The organism is Streptomyces sp. NPDC024632 (assembly GCF_055559175.1).
Genome location: NZ_JBVHLD010000015.1, coordinates 148,012 through 162,874, shown reverse-complemented (window position 1 = coordinate 162,874; position 14,863 = coordinate 148,012). Strand labels below are relative to the sequence as shown.

The 14,863-nt window shown below is 71.0% G+C and carries 13 protein-coding genes; 4 read left to right on the top strand and 9 right to left on the bottom strand.

Features of this window, described 5'->3' with window-relative positions:
* Positions 1-32: 32 nt before the first annotated feature.
* On the top strand, positions 33-584 hold the full coding sequence (locus tag ACZ37P_RS28330) for a GbsR/MarR family transcriptional regulator (RefSeq protein ID WP_467349203.1): 552 nt from the start codon (positions 33-35) through the stop codon (positions 582-584).
* Between the two features lie 10 nt (positions 585-594).
* The gene (locus ACZ37P_RS28325; protein WP_355332705.1) at positions 595-2,187 is read left to right on the top strand and encodes a DHA2 family efflux MFS transporter permease subunit; all 1,593 of its coding nucleotides are present in this window, start codon (positions 595-597) and stop codon (positions 2,185-2,187) included.
* Positions 2,188-2,299: 112 nt separating this feature from the next.
* Here ACZ37P_RS28325 and ACZ37P_RS28320 read toward each other — a convergent pair whose 3' ends face one another.
* Positions 2,300-3,106, bottom strand: a complete 807-nt coding sequence (locus ACZ37P_RS28320) for a M15 family metallopeptidase (RefSeq protein ID WP_467349201.1) — start codon at positions 3,104-3,106, stop codon at positions 2,300-2,302.
* Positions 3,107-3,228: 122 nt separating this feature from the next.
* Between ACZ37P_RS28320 and ACZ37P_RS28315 the strand changes: the two genes are divergently transcribed.
* Positions 3,229-3,798: a dihydrofolate reductase family protein gene (locus tag ACZ37P_RS28315; RefSeq protein ID WP_355332699.1), complete on the top strand. Its 570-nt coding sequence runs from the start codon at positions 3,229-3,231 to the stop codon at positions 3,796-3,798.
* Between the two features lie 34 nt (positions 3,799-3,832).
* Here ACZ37P_RS28315 and ACZ37P_RS28310 read toward each other — a convergent pair whose 3' ends face one another.
* From ACZ37P_RS28310 to ACZ37P_RS28275, 8 genes are all read right to left on the bottom strand, one after another.
* A complete protein-coding gene (locus ACZ37P_RS28310; RefSeq protein WP_401854992.1) occupies positions 3,833-4,414 on the bottom strand; it encodes a hypothetical protein in 582 nt (193 codons plus the stop codon).
* Complete coding sequence (locus ACZ37P_RS28305) at positions 4,411-5,277, bottom strand: hypothetical protein (RefSeq protein ID WP_355332693.1); 867 nt, start codon at positions 5,275-5,277, stop codon at positions 4,411-4,413. The genes ACZ37P_RS28310 and ACZ37P_RS28305 overlap by 4 nt, the downstream gene beginning before the upstream one ends.
* Positions 5,274-6,881 (bottom strand): AMP-binding protein, encoded by a 1,608-nt coding sequence (locus ACZ37P_RS28300; RefSeq protein WP_467349199.1) that lies wholly within the window; start codon positions 6,879-6,881, stop codon positions 5,274-5,276. Before ACZ37P_RS28300 ends, ACZ37P_RS28305 begins: the two co-directional genes overlap by 4 nt.
* An 11-nt stretch (positions 6,882-6,892) precedes the next feature.
* Positions 6,893-7,252, bottom strand: a complete 360-nt coding sequence (locus ACZ37P_RS28295; protein ID WP_188280096.1) for a DoxX family protein — start codon at positions 7,250-7,252, stop codon at positions 6,893-6,895.
* A gap of 201 nt (positions 7,253-7,453) precedes the next feature.
* Positions 7,454-7,768 carry an acyl carrier protein gene (locus ACZ37P_RS28290; protein WP_188280097.1) on the bottom strand — a complete coding sequence of 105 codons (315 nt, stop codon included), beginning with the start codon at positions 7,766-7,768 and terminating at the stop codon, positions 7,454-7,456.
* Between the two features lie 51 nt (positions 7,769-7,819).
* Positions 7,820-9,547: an acyl-CoA dehydrogenase gene (locus tag ACZ37P_RS28285; protein ID WP_467349196.1), complete on the bottom strand. Its 1,728-nt coding sequence runs from the start codon at positions 9,545-9,547 to the stop codon at positions 7,820-7,822.
* Complete coding sequence (locus ACZ37P_RS28280) at positions 9,544-11,454, bottom strand: acyl-CoA dehydrogenase family protein (protein WP_467349195.1); 1,911 nt, start codon at positions 11,452-11,454, stop codon at positions 9,544-9,546. The genes ACZ37P_RS28285 and ACZ37P_RS28280 overlap by 4 nt, the downstream gene beginning before the upstream one ends.
* A 3-nt stretch (positions 11,455-11,457) precedes the next feature.
* The gene (locus ACZ37P_RS28275; RefSeq protein WP_467349193.1) at positions 11,458-13,206 is read right to left on the bottom strand and encodes a fatty acyl-AMP ligase; all 1,749 of its coding nucleotides are present in this window, start codon (positions 13,204-13,206) and stop codon (positions 11,458-11,460) included.
* Between the two features lie 500 nt (positions 13,207-13,706).
* Between ACZ37P_RS28275 and ACZ37P_RS28270 the strand changes: the two genes are divergently transcribed.
* The gene (locus ACZ37P_RS28270) at positions 13,707-14,441 is read left to right on the top strand and encodes a DUF7873 family protein (protein WP_355332681.1); all 735 of its coding nucleotides are present in this window, start codon (positions 13,707-13,709) and stop codon (positions 14,439-14,441) included.
* The last annotated feature ends 422 nt before the right edge of the window (positions 14,442-14,863 follow it).

Genomic DNA, 14,863 nt, shown 5'->3' with positions numbered 1-14,863 from the left:
CGGGTACAGCAACAACGAGAAGGTTCCGTACGATGGCAGACATGACCGGTCCGGGTCCTGACCCCACACCCCAACCCCTCGGCCAGGGCGGGGAGTCGAGGCCGGGTCCGGACGTCGAGGCGTGGATGGAACGCGTCACGTCCTGGTTCATGAGCCAGGCCGGGTGGCCGCCGATCATGGGGCGGACGGTGGCCTGGCTCATGGTCAGCGAGCCGCCGGCCCAGACCCCCGCGCAGATCGCGCAGGCGGTCCAGGCCAGCCGGGCGTCCCTGACCACCACGCTGAAACTGCTGACCGAGGCGCGGATGGTGCAGGCCGTCACCCGGGCCGGTCAGCGCTCGACCTACTACCAGATCACCGAGGACGCGTGGTCGGGCGTGCTCAAACGACGGCTGGAGAGTCTGACGTCCTTCGTGGACATCACCGGCGAGGGGCTGGCGCTGTTCCCGGAGGACTCGGAACGGGCCGGGCGCGTGCGGGCGGCCCACCGGCTGTTCGCCTGGCTCGACTCCGAGGCCGACCCCATGTGGAAGCGCTGGGACGCGGTGAACACCGGCGGCCCGGCCGATCTCCCCGAGACCTAGGAGCGGCGGAATGAGCAGCACGGAGACCAGGAAATGGTGGGCACTCGGGGCGATCGGGTTAAGCCTGCTGGCCGTCGGCGTCGACTCGACCATCCTCAACGTCGCCGTCCCCACGATCAGCAGTGACCTCGGCGCCTCGACCAGCCAACTCCAGTGGATCGTCGACAGTTTCACGCTGGTCCTGGCCGCGGTCCTGCTGCCCGCGGGCCTGATGGGCGACAAATACGGCCGCAAGAAATTCCTGCTCGCCTCGCTGATCCTGTTCGGCGTGGCCTCGCTCGCCTGCGCCTACTCCAACACGGCGACCGAACTGATCGCCTCCCGCGCGCTGTTGGGCCTGGCGGGCGCCTTCCTCGTGCCGCTGAGCACATCGGTGCTGCTCAACATCTTCGAGAGCGAGGAGGAGCGCACCAAGGCCATCACGGTCGTGGCGATCTCCACCATGCTCGGCCTGCCGCTCGGCCCGATCGTCGGCGGCGCGCTGCTCAACCACTTCTGGTGGGGCTCGGTCTTCCTGGTCAACGTGCCGCTCGTGGCGCTCGGCAGCTTCGCGGTCGCGAAGCTGGTCCCCGAGTCCCGCGGCAGCGCGGGCATCGGCATCGACTACGTCGGCGTCCTCATCTCCAGCCTTGGCCTGACCGCCATCACGTACGGCACGATCGAGGCCGGTGTACGCGGCTGGGGCGACACCGTGGTGGTGCTGGCGATCGTCGGCGGCGCGCTGGCCCTGGTGCTGTTCACCTTCTGGGAGCGCCGGGTCACCGCCGCGGGCGGCAGCCCGCTGGTGGATCTCGAACTGTTCCGCAGCCGCGGCTTCGTGTGGGGCTCGGTCCTCGCCACCGTCGTCAGCTTCGCGATGTTCGGCCTGATCTTCGCCCTCCCGCAGTACTACCAGGCGGTGCTCGGGACCGACGCGCTCGGCACCGGCCTGCGGCTGCTGCCGCTGATCGGCGGCCTGCTGGTCGGCGCCAGCGTCGTCAACAAGCTCCCCGCGCAGCTCGGTCCGCGCGCCGTACCGGCGCTCGGGTTCGTGCTGATGGGCGTCGGCCTGTTCATCGGCATGGCCACCTCGACCACCTCGGGCTACGGGTTCATCGCCATCTGGCTCACGATCATCGGCGCCGGACTCGGCATGTCCCTGACCCGGACGATGGCGGCGGCCCTCAACTCGCTGTCCAAGGAACGCAGCGGCGTCGGGTCGGCGTTCACCCAGGCGGTACGGCAGGTCGGCGGTGCGATCGGCGTGGCCGTGCTCGGCTCCGCGGCCAACTCCACGTACCGCGGCCACCTGGACCTCGGGAAGTCGCCCCAGCAGATCCAGGACGCCGCCGGTCGCAGCCCCGCGGCGGGCGTCGCCGTGGCGGCCAAGCTCAAGAGCCAGGCCGTTCTCGACGCCGTCCGCGACGCGTTCGTCGTCGCGATGCACACCGTGCTGCTGGCCTGCGGCGTCATCGTCGTCGTCGCGGCCGTCCTGGCCCTGGTGTTCCTGCCCAAGCGCGCCGCCCTGCCGCAGGACAGCGACGACACGGCGGCGTCCGCCGCCTCCGAGGGCGGAGACCCGGGCGGCCCGCCGCCCGGCCGCGCCTCCGGCTCCCTCGCCTGACGCCTGACGCCTGACGCCCGATGCCTGACACCTGATGCCCGTCGTCCGTCGCCCGCCGGAACGGCCCGCCGCCGAGCCCTCAAGGGGCGGCGGCCGGGCCCCGGCTCCGGGGTCAGTTCAGCGACGACCGCGCGACGGGGAAGTCGAAGTAGGTGTCCGGGTAGGGCTCGTGGTCGAGGGTGTAGTGCCACCACTCGACCGGCAGGTTGGTGAAACCGGCGGCTTCCATCGCGTTCTTGAGGGTCAGCCGGTTGGCCCGTTGGACGCCGGTGATCCGCGGGTCCAGCGTGTTCGCGAGGGTGTCGAAGCAGTCGAAGCCGGTCCCCATGTCGATCGAGTTGTCGGGAAAGCGGTCGGCGCGGGCGCCGTAGCACGGGGTCAGCGGCTCGCCGGGGACGTAGGCGCGGGTCTTGGCGGCCGGAAGTCTGACGATGGTGAGGTCCATCGTGCTGCCCCGGCTGTGGCCGGACTTCGCCGCGATGTAGCCGTCGGTGAACAGATCCGCCTTGTTCTCGTCCGGGTAGAACTCGCCTTTCATCTTCTGGTCGTTCAGATCCTCCGCCCAGCGGACGAAGTGGTCGACGGCGCGCTGGGGGCGGTAGCAGTCGTAGACCTTCAGCGAATACCCGGTCTTCAGCAGTGCGCGCTGCACCTTGTGGAGTGCCAGTGCCGCCGGGCGGGTGAGGACGCACATCGGCTGGACGTAACCGTCCACCGGCGCTCCGACGAAGTCGTGCGCAGTGGCGTAACGCATTTCCTGGATGATCGAGCGGTCGACCGAACCGAGGGCGACGAATCCGGGCGGTGCCTTCACGTCGTCCGCGACCGCCGCGGGGGCGGAGAGGGCCAGGGTCGACGCTAAGCTGACCAGCGCGAGGAAAAGCGCGCGCGGCGTCATGGAATGCGCTGTGCGTGACATGCGTGCAGGTATACCAGCCTGGATACGAGCCGATCAACGATGCGAGATTCTTCGGCAATTGCGTGGGGTATGTCGAAATATCGGGTCGTGACTTTCGCATTCGCCATGGAGGAGGACTTCTCATGCGCAAGGTGACCTATTCGATGAACGTCTCACTCGACGGTTACATCGTCGGGCCGGACGGCGACTTCAACTGGACGGAGCCGGACCCCGACGTCTTTCGCTCCTGGATCGACGAGATCCGGCAGATCGACGTCCATCTGCTGGGGCGGCGGCTGTACGAGACGATGCTGTACTGGGAGACCGCCGACCACGATCCGCCGATGGACGCCGCCCAACTCGAATGGGCCGCGCTCTGGAAGCCGCTGCCCAAGGTGGTGTTCTCCACCACGCTGTCGGAGGTGGAGGGTCACGCCCGGCTGGCCTCCGGCGACCTGGCCGGGGAGATCGAGCGGCTGCGGGCCGAGCCGGGGGACGGCGACATCGCGATCGGCGGCGCGACGCTCGCCGCCCAGGCCGCCGCCGCGGGCCTGATCGACGAGTACCGGGCACGCGTCTACCCGGTACTCGTCGGCGGCGGCGTCCCGTTCTTCCCCCGGGACGAGCACCGGGTGGACCTCGACCTCGTCGAGACCCGCGCGTTCAGCTCCAGCGTGCTCTACCTGCGCTACCGCGTGGCGCGCCGGGCGTGAGCCGCGTCCCGCGTGCGGGAGCGCACCGCGCGGCTCAGCGAGCGGCGTCCCCGGCGAGGGCGCGGTCCGCACCGTGACCCCGCTCCGGTAGCGGCACGCTCATGTCCCGCAGTCCGTCCAGGAGTCCCGCGAGCGCGTCCAGGTCACGCGCGACCCACGACGACACCGACATCACCGCGAGGTTGTCGACCAGCGAGGTCACCGCCACGACCGGCACACCGGCCGAGAACGCGGCCTGCATCTCCATGGCGGTGCCCATGCTGAGCGTGCGGCCCGGCAGGAAGGCGATGCACAGGTCGCAGTCGGCCGCCTCCCGGGTCATCTCGTTGAACGTGGCCCGCAGCGCGGCCAGTTCCGCGGGCAGCGACCCGAGGTCGAGCACCGGGGGAACGTCGCCGATCAGCTTGCCGATCACCGACATCGTCGTCGGGTCGGCGAGCTGACGGGTGACCCCGGTGCTCGGGTCGAAGCACTCCGCCTCGGGGAAACGCGCCCGCACCAGAGCCGCGATCTGCTCGCGATAGCCCTGGTCGTCGATCCGCAGATCGGCGTTGGCCCCCTGGATCGTGCCGGCGATGAAAACGCGCCGAAGCTCCATGCGCTCCCGATTCGTCATGCGTCCTGCAAGGAGTAGCCCGGCAGGTCCGTCCGGTGATCGGCGATCTTCTGATACACCTGCGCGGCCGACACCAGATGCTCCTCGATGTCCGCGCGCCCCAGGCCCGTACTGCGCTCCAGGTCCGCCCAGACCGCCGAGGCGTGCGCGCCGTCGCCGTTGCGGGACGCCACGCCCTGGCCGGACCGCAGCCAGATGTCGGCGGCCGAGAACTCGCGGTCGGCGAAGCCCTTGAGCGGGATGATCGCCTCGGCGGTCACCTCCGCCCCGGCCACCAGCGCCCGGATCGACACGCTGTTCTGCTCGGGGTGGGTGAGCAGTCCCAGCATGTCGGACGAGAAGTCGGCGTACACGAACTCGTTCTCCGAGCGCAGCGTGAAGTGCCTGCTCAGGATGTACGTGTCCTTTTCCACGCTGTACTTGGAGTAGCTCAGCCGGATCCGGTAGCCGTGGTCGGAGGACCGGTACACCGCCGCGAGCCGGCCGGGGTGCCGCCCGCCCCGGGCGTCCAGCCTGACCGGCGCGGCGTCGACCTCGACCGACGAGTGCCCGGCCGCGACCTCCCGCGCGGGGAACCGGATCGGCGTCAGGTGCAGGAGGTACGGGTCGAGCACCACGACGTCGCCGCCGGTCTCGAAGACCGCCGCTATGTGCCGGAGATCCTGGAGGATCTTCGCCTCGGGCGCGCCGAGCGCCGTCGCGCGCTCCGCCACGTAGAGCGTCTGGTAGATGCACGCCAGCCCGTGCCGCGGATCGGGCGCGCTCTTGTGGTACCAGTGCAGGTATTCCGTCCCGCTGTTGTACGGGACGGTCCGCAGCACCGACTCCAGGGCGGTGCCGTACGGATCGCGCGTCGCTGTCACGTGAATCGCTCCTCCAATACGGTGTCGTCGGCGCTTTCCTCGAACACCATCGAGCGCAGTTCCTTGCGGCGCACCTTCCACGTGGACGTCCGCGGAAGGCGGTCCCAGGGGATGAACACCGGGGCCGCGAGCGGTGCCAGACCGCGCGTCACCTCGGCCCACTCCTCGGCGGTGAGGTCCGGTCCGTCGAGGCTGACGACGGGGACGGGACTCTGGTCGCCGCGGGTCAGGACGATCACCTCGACGGCGTTGTCGATCCGGTCCAGCAGCTCGCTCTCCAGCTCCGTGGCGCTCCCGCCCGGAATGGCGTCCACCGCGCGGTCCACGAAGTGGATCCGGCCGAGGGCGTCCCGGTGGCCGACGTCACCGGTGTTCCACCAGGCGCCCTTCCACTTCTCCGCGTAACGGTCGGACTCGCCGACGTAGTCGACGCAGATCGACTTGGCCTTGGCGAACAACACGCCGACCTCGCCGCGCTTGACCGGCTCGCCGGTCTCGGGGTCCGCGGCCTTGACGCTCACCAGCCCCGGCCAGGGGTTGCCCATCATGTTCATGTTCCCGCCGGAGGCCGCACGGCGGTTGATCTGACCGCGGGTGTAGCCGAAGCCGGCCATCGGGCCGACCTCGCTCTGGCCCCAACTGTGCCCCCACAGCACGAACCGGCGCTCGGAGGCGTTCACGAACGGCCGGGCGATGGAGGGGTGCATCAGGTCGAAGGTGTTCATGTAGTAGCGGACCCGCGCGAACAGCTCCGGCCTGCGCCGTACCAGCGGCACCCAGCGCTGGAAGACGTTCGGGGTGGCCTCGATCGTCGTCGGCCGGGCCCGGTCGAGCACCCGCTCGACGTCGTCGGCCTCGTGGCTGCTGGCGATGACCAGCGCCTTCGGCGCCCACCGGAGCTGCGCCATGGCCCAGGCGTAGGCGCGCGAGTGCGCGAACGATATGGAGCTGAGCGCGATGTCCTTCTGGCCGTTGACGGCGAGCGGCATCGGCAGCAGCTCCAGGCGGGTGCCGGCCCGGCAGGAGTTCGCGGTGTGCGCGACGAGCTTCGGCGTGTTCGTGGTGCCCGAGGTGTGCGTGATCATCATCGGCTCGCTGTCGGCCCGTAGATCGAGGGCCGGGGCGGCGCTGCCCCGCAGCCCGTCGATCGTGAGCAGACCGGCTCCCGCGTCGGCGCCGTCGATCAGGACGGTGGTGCCGAACGACCGCAGGTCCACCCCGACGCGGTCGGCCGCCTCCAGTACGTACGAGGCGATCACGGTGACCGAGGGGTCGAGCCGCTTGAGCATCACCGCCAGGTGCTCGGGGTAGTTGGCCCCCGAGATCGTCGCCGCGGTGGCGCCGATCCGCGCGGCCGCGGCGGCCAGCAGGATCATGTCGAAGTGATTGCGCTTGACGACGGCGATCCGGTCGCCCTTGCGCGCGCCGGCCTCGTACAGCCAGGCCGACGCCTCCCGCACCAGTTCGGCCAGCGCGGCGGCGTCGTAGTCCGCGCCGCCGTCGGGGGCGATGTCGAACGGCCGGTCCAGGATCAGCTCGGTGGTGCGGGACTGCTCGACGTGCCAGTCGAACAGCAGCCCCAGGTTCTTCGGCGGCTTCTTCATCCGACGCCTCCTCAGACCGCGAACGAGACGATGAAGGCGGCGACGGCGATGGCCAGGAACCCGAGGCAGTTGACCCAGAACTCCTGCTTCAGGAAGCGCGCCCGGATGTGCGCGAACGACGCGCACAGGAAGTAGACGATCACGCCGACGTTCGCGGCGAAGCCGATGCCGTCGTGCTTGATGCCCACCAACAGGCCCACGATGGCGAGGGTCTTGACGACGATCAGCACCCACCACCAGTCCCGCGGCAGGTTGACGCCGTCGAGGCAGACCTGGATGAACTTCGGCGGGCGCAGCGACATCAGGACATCGGAGGCCAGCAGTACCGCGAGCACGATCTGCGGCCACGACGGGCTGGGGCTGAGGTGCATTCTCGTTTTCCTTTGGTTCGGTCGGCATCTGCGGGGGAGGGGGGACCCTCCGGGCCGGAGCGTCCGGCGGTCGGAAGGCGGGGGTTCGAGCGGATGACGGCTGGTGTGCGGGCGGACGCCGGCTGGTGCGGGCGGACGGCCGCCGGGGCCGGGCGGAAGGTCGACCGCCGGGTTCGCGTGGGCGGCGGCCGGTGTGTTCCGTCAGGCCGGTTCCGACCGCGGCCCGAGCGCGTCGAGCAGGTACGCCACGAGCGCGTCCACGGTCCTGTGGTCCCACGCCACCGTGGGCTCGACGACCAGGTCGAACTCGTCCTCGATGTCACCGCAGAGGCTGAGCGCCGCCACGGAGTCGAGGCCGTAGTCGGTCAGCGGCGCCGTCGGATCGATCTCGTCGGCGGACAGCCGGGTGTAGGCGGCGACGTGGCCGACCAGCCACCCGGCCAGCGACTCGGCCGTGTGCGGCCGCGGTGTGCTGTCGGGGCGGGGCGCCGAACTGCCGGTAGTCGTGTCGGTCACGGGTTCCTCCAGATCCGAGTAGGGGTTCTTGGTACGGGGCGGCGGGCGCCGTCAACCGGCCAGGGCGGTGTCGTAGAGATCGAAACCGCGGCGCTCGGTGTGGCGGCGCAGCAACTCCTCCCACACCCGCCCGGCGCAGTCGGGGGGCAGCCCGGCGGGACGGCGGCCCAGTCGCCGGACGAGGCGGTCCAGGGCCGCGGCGGCCCACGCCGGGTCGGCGAGGAAGGAATCCCCGCCCCGCGCCCGTGCCCGGCGCCACACGCCGAGCACCGCGGCACCCGCCAGCACCACCGCGTAGCGGTCCGACAGCGCGAAACTCGCGGGCGAGGCCAGCGCCGTACGGTCCAGCGGCGCAAGCGCGAGGCTCTCCGCCTGGATCAGGCGCAGTTCGTCGGTGAGGTGCAGCGCCAGCGCGCGCACGGCCGCCTCGTGCGGGGTGCCGTCCGGCGCCGTGTCCGCGGCGGCGACCAGCGACGCGCTCAGGCCGTCCCGGTCGCCGGTCAGGGCGAGTCGGTCGAACGGAATCCCCGGCAGATCGGCGCGCGGGTCGAACAGGGCGTCGGGGGCAGGTTCCGTCCTGAACCAGGAACGCCGGGCCAGCCGCGGCAACTGCGGGATGATCGTCGCCTGGCACGCCGCCGCGCCCGCGTGGCCCAGGCTGAGCACCGGCAGGTCCCTCAGGTGCTTCTGGAAGACGCCGAACTCCCCGTCGCGCAGGTAGAACCGGGCGCCCAGCACGACCGAGAGACCGTGGACGGCCTCGCCCAGCAGCGTCGGCACCAGATACTTCACCGCCGAGGCGTAGACACTCGCCTCGTCCGGCAGGAGGTGCACGGCGCGGGTTCCGACCAGGCAGAGGCAGTCGCTGATGAGCAGGTCCAGGAACGCGCCGCCGAGCGTGGCCCGCGCCTGCGGTATCTCGGCCACCGTCCGCTTGTAGAGGTGCCGTTCCCGCGCGAAGGACACCACCGTGCGCAGCGCCGTGTCCGCCGCGCCCAGCGCCATTCCCGGCAGCGCGCCGCGGGTGAGCTGGAAGGAGCGCAGGGCCACGTCGGCGCCGTGCCCCAACTGCCCGACGAGCGCGTGCTCCGGGACCGGTGCCCGGTCGAAGTCCAGGCCGGACAGCAGGCAGCCGCGTACGCCGACGGTGCCGTAGCGGGGCAGTACGGTCAGCCGCTCGGGCGCCACCTCGGCGCGCTCGACCATCAGCACCGAGTGGCTGCGCGGCCCCGGCGCCGGGTCGGTGCGGCTGAACAGCAGCCATGCCTGGGCCCGTTCGGCGTTGTTGATGACCTGCTTGGCGCCGTGCAGGACGAACGAGCCGTCGGGCCGCACCCGCGCCTCGAACTCGTTGCGCAGGAAGTCGTTGCCGTGCGCGAGTTCGTGGTACGCCACGGAGACCCGGCCGCCGCCCAGCAGGATCTCCGCCAGCCGGGCCTGCTGCCGTGCGTCGCCCGCGGTCCACACGTTGACCGCGGCCATGAACGACGTGACGCCGTAGCCGAGTCCGAGTGCCACGTCCCGCCGGAACACCTCGCGCAGGACGCGTGCCAGCGAGTCGATCCGCTCCAGCCGGCCGCCGAGCGCCGTGGGCACGAACTCGGCGTTGAGGCCGAATGCGTCCAGCAGCTTCTCGCCGTCCGCGGACAGCTCACCGGCCTCGTCGGCCTCCAACAACCGTGCGTTGCCGACCGGGTTGGCCGGGTCGGCGGGATCGCCGAAGGCGGCGTTGAGTTCGGCGACCCGGGCCGCCACGCGCGCTTCCTGACCGTCCGTCATGTCGCGCTCCCCACTGCCGCCGCCGAAGGGGGCGCCGGTGTCGGCGCGTGGCCGGTCGCGGCGGTCCGGTCGGCCTCCCGCGCGGGGCCGTCCGGGCGCAGCGACAGCGGCAGCAGCGAGACCAGCCGTCCCTGCGCGTGCAGGGCGCCCGCGGCGTCGAGCACGTCGTCCAGCGCCTCGGGGTCCGCCGCGTCGGGCACGCCGAGCGCGGTGAGCAGCCGGGCGAGGGCGGCCCGCAGCCACAGGGCGTCCCGCCACAGGGGCGCCGTCGCGCCCGTCTCCGCCTCGACGTGGCTGTGGGTCCACAGGCCGACGCAGGCCGCCGCGGCGAAGCACAGCGCGAAGCGGCGGGCGGCCTCGAAGGCCGCCGGCGGCGTCTCGGTCTGCGCGTCCTGGAACCCGGCCATCTCCGCGTGCACCTCGTCCACGACGGTCAGCAGCCGCCGCGCGGCGCGCAGGGCGGGCTCGACCGCGCGATCGCGCGCGGCGAGGCCGCGCAACTCCTCGACGCAGTCGGGCAGCGCGGCCAGGACACCGCTGCCGTGGCGGGCGATCAGCGAGAGCCGGTCGACGGCGACGGCGGGCAGCGGCGCGGACAGGCGGAAAGCGGTGACCGCTCCCGGCACGTCCCCGGTACCGCGCTCGTGGGCCCGCACCAGCAAACGGAACTGACTGATCAGCGAGTTGAGGTTGACCAGGGTGTTGCCGTCGAAGAGGCCGACGATCCGGTGGTCCCTGTCCACCTTCTGGAACCGGCCGCCCGCGTAGACGTCCTTGAGGAAGGCGCGGGCGCCGAGCAGCCGGGTCAGCGCGGTGACGACCGCCTCGGTACGGGTCGGCACCAGGTACTTGGTGACCGCCGAGACGACCGAGAGCTCCGCCGGGAGGGTCTGCACCGCGCGGGCCACGACCAGCGTCAGCGCCTCGTCGGCCAGCACGTCGGCGGCGCTCTCCGCCAGGGTCCTGCGCGCCTGCGGCAGTTCGATCAACGACCGGCCGTACAGGCCGCGTTCGGCGGCGAAGTCGAGACCGAGCGCGAGCGCGTGGTCGGCGGCGCCCAGGGAGAGCGCCGCGCACATGGTGCGCGTCAACTGAAGCGCCTTGAGCACCGTCTCCAGGCCGCCCCCCACCTCGCCGACAACCGCGTCGGCGGGGACCCGGGCCCGGTCGAAGGCGATCCCGGAGATGTCCGCGCCGCGGATGCCGTGCGTACGCACCTTGTCCAGGTGCCGGTAGGCGTCGGCGGGCATGTCGCGCTTGTCCACCAGCAGGACGGAGTAGCCACGGGGGCCGCCCGCCGGATCGGTACGGCAGAGCACGGACAGCAGGGCGCCGCGCGTGGCGTTGTTGATCAGCCACTTCTCGCCGCTGAGCAGATAGTCCGCGGCAGGCGTCCCGGTGGGCGAACCGGTGGGCGCGGTAACGGCGGCCGGTGTCCCGGTGGATGCGGTACCGGCGGCCGGTGTCCCGGTGGACGGCTCCGCGACGACCTCGCCCGCCAGCAGGTCACTGCCGTGGGCGCGCTCGGTCAGCGCGAGAGCGACCGGCAGCCGGGAGGCGATGGCCGCACCGAGCCGACGGGACTGCTCCGCCGAGCCGTTCACCCAGACGCACACCGCGCCCAGATACGTCTTGCCGTGCGCGATCGCCACCGTCAGGTCGCGGCGCGCCACCGTCCGCATGAGCTGCACCAACTGCTCGTAGTCCGTCAGCCGGCCGCCGTGGGCGGCGGGGACGTAGAACTCGTGCAGGCCGAGCCCGTCCAGCAGGTCGCAGAGCGCGGCGGGGAACTCCTCGCGCTCGTCAAGCTCCAGGCTGCGGGCATGGCTGAAGAGCGTGCCCGGCTCCCTCGGATCGCCGAGATCCCATTCCAGCCGCTCGGCGAGGCGGTGAGGTGTGTGGTCCACGGCTCAGCCCGCCGAGGTGACCAGTGGCCCGGCCACGAGGTTGGCCACCTGTTTGTCGAGATCCTGGTGGACCGCGCCCAGCCGGTCCTCCAGCAGCAGCGACCGCATCAAAGTGCGCTGGATCTTGCCGCTGGTGGTCTTGCGCACCGTGGCCGGGCGGACCAGCAGCACGCTGCAACTGGCCTGGAATTCACGGCGGACGTGGGCGCGTACCTCGGCGCACAGCTCCGCCGGGTCCTGCGCGGCGCCGCGGCGGAACTCCTGCACCAGCACGAGGTGTTCCTCGCCGTCGTCCACCGAGAACGCCGCTCCGGCGCCGCCGCGGAAGGCCGGGTGCAGGGACTGCACCTCGCGCTCGACGTCGTGCGGGTAGATGTTCCGCCCGTTGATCAGGATCATTTCCTTCAGACGGCCGGTCACGTAGAGCTGCCCCGCGTCCAGGACGCCGAGGTCGCCGGTGCGCAGCCAGCCCGGGTCCGAGCCCGCCGCCGACACGATCGCGGCGTCGAAGATCTCGGCGTTGGTGTCGGGACGCTTCCAGTACCCGGAGGACACGCTGGCGCCCTTGACCCAGATCTCGCCGACGCCGCCCTCGGGCTGCTCGCAGCGCTCGTCCGGATCGACGATCTTCACACTGAAGTCGGCCGGGTCGACCACGCCGCTGCCGACCAGGTCGCGGGTGCCGCCGCCCCGCGGCGCGTCGCGCAGCCGCCCCTGCTCCAGGGCCGCCGCGTCCACGGTACGGAAGACGGGGTTCTGGTCCGCCCGCACGCCGGAGATCAGCAGTGTGGTCTCGGCCATGCCGTAGCAGGGGCTGACGGACTCGGGCCGGAAGCCCGCGGGCGCGAAGCGCTCGGTGAACGCGCGCACCGTCTCCGCCCTGATCGGCTCGGCCCCGTTGGAGGCGTGCTGCCACTTGCTCAGGTCCAAGGTGGCCAACTGCTCGTCGGTGACCCGGCGCAGGCACAGGTCGTAGCCGAAGTTGGGGCTGCCGCTCACGGCGACGCCGTACTCGCTGATCATCTGCAACCAGCGCACCGGCCGCATGAGGAAGGAGACCGGGGACATCAGCGCGGTCGAGCCGCCGACGTACAGCGAGTGGAGTATGTGCCCGATCAGGCCCATGTCGTGGTACGCGGGCAGCCAGCACCCCATGCGGCTGTCCTGGTGGGTGCCGAGGACGTGCCGGATGGCGAGTTGATTGGCCATCAGGTTCCCGTGGGAGACCATCACACCCTTGGGCTCGCTGGTGGAGCCGGAGGTGTACTGGAGGAACGCCAGCGAATCGGCGGTGAGTTGAGGACTGGTCCACGCCCGCGCGTCGCCCTGGGCGGGGTCGTCACTGGCCAGGACGGCGACGTCGGTCACGCCCGACTCGCGCAGCCAGGCGCTGACGGCGGCTTCGTTGGCGGAGTCGGTGAGCACCGCGCGGACCTCGGCGTCGCGCACAATGCCGGTGAGCCGGGCGGCCTGGTTGCCCTGGTTGCCCTGGTCGCCGGGAAGCGGCGCCGGCACCGCGACCGAACCCGCGTAGAGGCAGCCGACGAAGGCCGCGACGAAGTCCAGGCCCGAGGGGTAGAGCAGGAGCACTTGTCCTGCGACGGCGCCGTGTTCCTGTAACCAGGAGGCGATCCGCTTGGCCTCGGCGTCCAGCGCCGCGTAGGTCAGCCGCTGCGCCTCGGCGCCCGGCGCGCTGCCGGGCAGGAAGAAGTACGCGTCCTTGTCCGGCAGTTCAGCGGCATGACGCAGCACAAGCTCGGTGAAATGATTCGGCCTTCGCAAGATCGCCCCCGATCTCAATCTCGCCCACGGCTGAACCTCCAGCCGGCAGCGACCAATAGACGTTGTCACGATCGGACGGCGCACCCCCGTATTCGGGCGCGGTCGATCGCGGCAACGACACTCAAAAATCTATTGCGAATTCACATCGCTCGGCCCGTGGATCCCCGGGAAGCACTGCGCCGAGCTCTGATTCCTACCCCGTGTCATCAGTCAGATCCGTCGTTGAAGACCGACCTATGGCTGACTGGCGGTCGTGACAGTACCAGACGCCCGAGGCGTGCGCGCCGGTAACGACCAAGCTCTCAACGGGACTTCGTCCATAATGTGCGGTTACCTGCGGGGGAGTCGGCGTCGGGTCGCGGCGGAAGTGAGGCGTGGGGTTCCGGAGTCGGCGGCCGGGCGGGACATTCGAAGCCCGGCGCCGCGAAAACCGGTCGAACGCGTGGTCGGCGCGCTGTTACGGTCTGTGTGTGGCGAAACTCAATCAGATCATCGCGGTCGAGAAGGGCGTCAAGTCCAAGGCGCAGCAGGAACTGACGACCGCTCATCACGACTTGCAGAAGCCCGCGTTGCTTTCCGGGATCTCGCGGAGCTATCAGCCGAAGGACGAGGAGGGCGAGCAATTGCCGCCCGAGTCCACCCGGGTGCAGGTCAAAGCCGAGAATGTGCTGCGGGACACCGCCGCGGCGCTCACCCGGCTCTTCGACGTGACCGCCACCAAGGACTGGGCCAACTGCGAGGCGCGCGCCGATGTCACGGTCGACGGCCGCACTGTCGTCAGCGACGTGCCCGTGTCGTATCTGCTCTTCCTGGAGAAGCAGCTCACCGACCTCAACACCTTCGTGCGCAAGCTGCCGGTGCTGGACGCGGCCGAGGGCTGGAATCTGGACGCCTCCACGGACGCCTGGAAGACCGAGCCGGTACGGACGATCCGCACCAAGAAGGTCCCGCGCAACCACGTGAAGGCCGAGGCCACCGAGAAGCACCCGGCCCAGGTCGAGGTGTACTACGAGGACGTGGCGGTCGGTTACTGGACCACGGTGAAGTTCTCCGGAGCGCTCCCCGCCCGCCGGGTGAACGAACTGCTGGACCGGGTCGAGAAGTTGCAGCAGGCGGTGAAGTTCGCCCGCGAGGAGGCCAACGGCACGGAGGTCACCGACCGGCGCGTCGGCGAGGCCGTGTTCGGGTTCCTGTTCGCGCAGTGACCCCCCTAGATCCCCTCCGCCGGAGCGCGGAGGGTGCGCCAGGAGCGCAAAGCTGAAGCTGAAGTTCGTCGTGAACGACGCGGTTCCAGTGGGGGTTCGAGTCCCTCGCCCCGCACCACTCGCGGGGGTAGCCCAAATGGCAGAGGCAGACCGCGATCAATCTCAGACTCTCGCTCCAGACTCAGCAGTCGCCGCCGATCACCGGATCGATCGGCCGCGGGCAAGGTCGTCAGGTGCAGGTTCGAATCCTGTCTGGTCCTCTTTCACGGGCCGGTAGTTCAACGGTAGAACGAGTCGACATCAGATTGACCCGCGGCCTCAAGTGCGCCGGTGTGTGCACGGGGCGGCACTTCGAGGGGCCCGGGGGCTGGACATGCCTCCGGGTCCCGCTCCTTGCCCGCGTGGAGCCCAGCGCCCGGCCC

What these genes read in the sequence shown, in the direction of transcription:
- ACZ37P_RS28320 (WP_467349201.1), bottom strand. Translation starts at nt 3,106, where the DNA reads ATGTCACGCACAGCGCATTCCATGACGCCGCGCGCGCTTTTCCTCGCG.
- ACZ37P_RS28300 (WP_467349199.1), bottom strand. Translation starts at nt 6,881, where the DNA reads ATGAAGAAGCCGCCGAAGAACCTGGGGCTGCTGTTCGACTGGCACGTC.
- ACZ37P_RS28330 (WP_467349203.1), top strand. Translation starts at nt 33, where the DNA reads ATGGCAGACATGACCGGTCCGGGTCCTGACCCCACACCCCAACCCCTC.
- ACZ37P_RS28310 (WP_401854992.1), bottom strand. Translation starts at nt 4,414, where the DNA reads ATGACGAATCGGGAGCGCATGGAGCTTCGGCGCGTTTTCATCGCCGGC.
- ACZ37P_RS28285 (WP_467349196.1), bottom strand. Translation starts at nt 9,547, where the DNA reads ATGACGGACGGTCAGGAAGCGCGCGTGGCGGCCCGGGTCGCCGAACTC.
- ACZ37P_RS28325 (WP_355332705.1), top strand. Translation starts at nt 595, where the DNA reads ATGAGCAGCACGGAGACCAGGAAATGGTGGGCACTCGGGGCGATCGGG.
- ACZ37P_RS28315 (WP_355332699.1), top strand. Translation starts at nt 3,229, where the DNA reads ATGCGCAAGGTGACCTATTCGATGAACGTCTCACTCGACGGTTACATC.
- ACZ37P_RS28295 (WP_188280096.1), bottom strand. Translation starts at nt 7,252, where the DNA reads ATGCACCTCAGCCCCAGCCCGTCGTGGCCGCAGATCGTGCTCGCGGTA.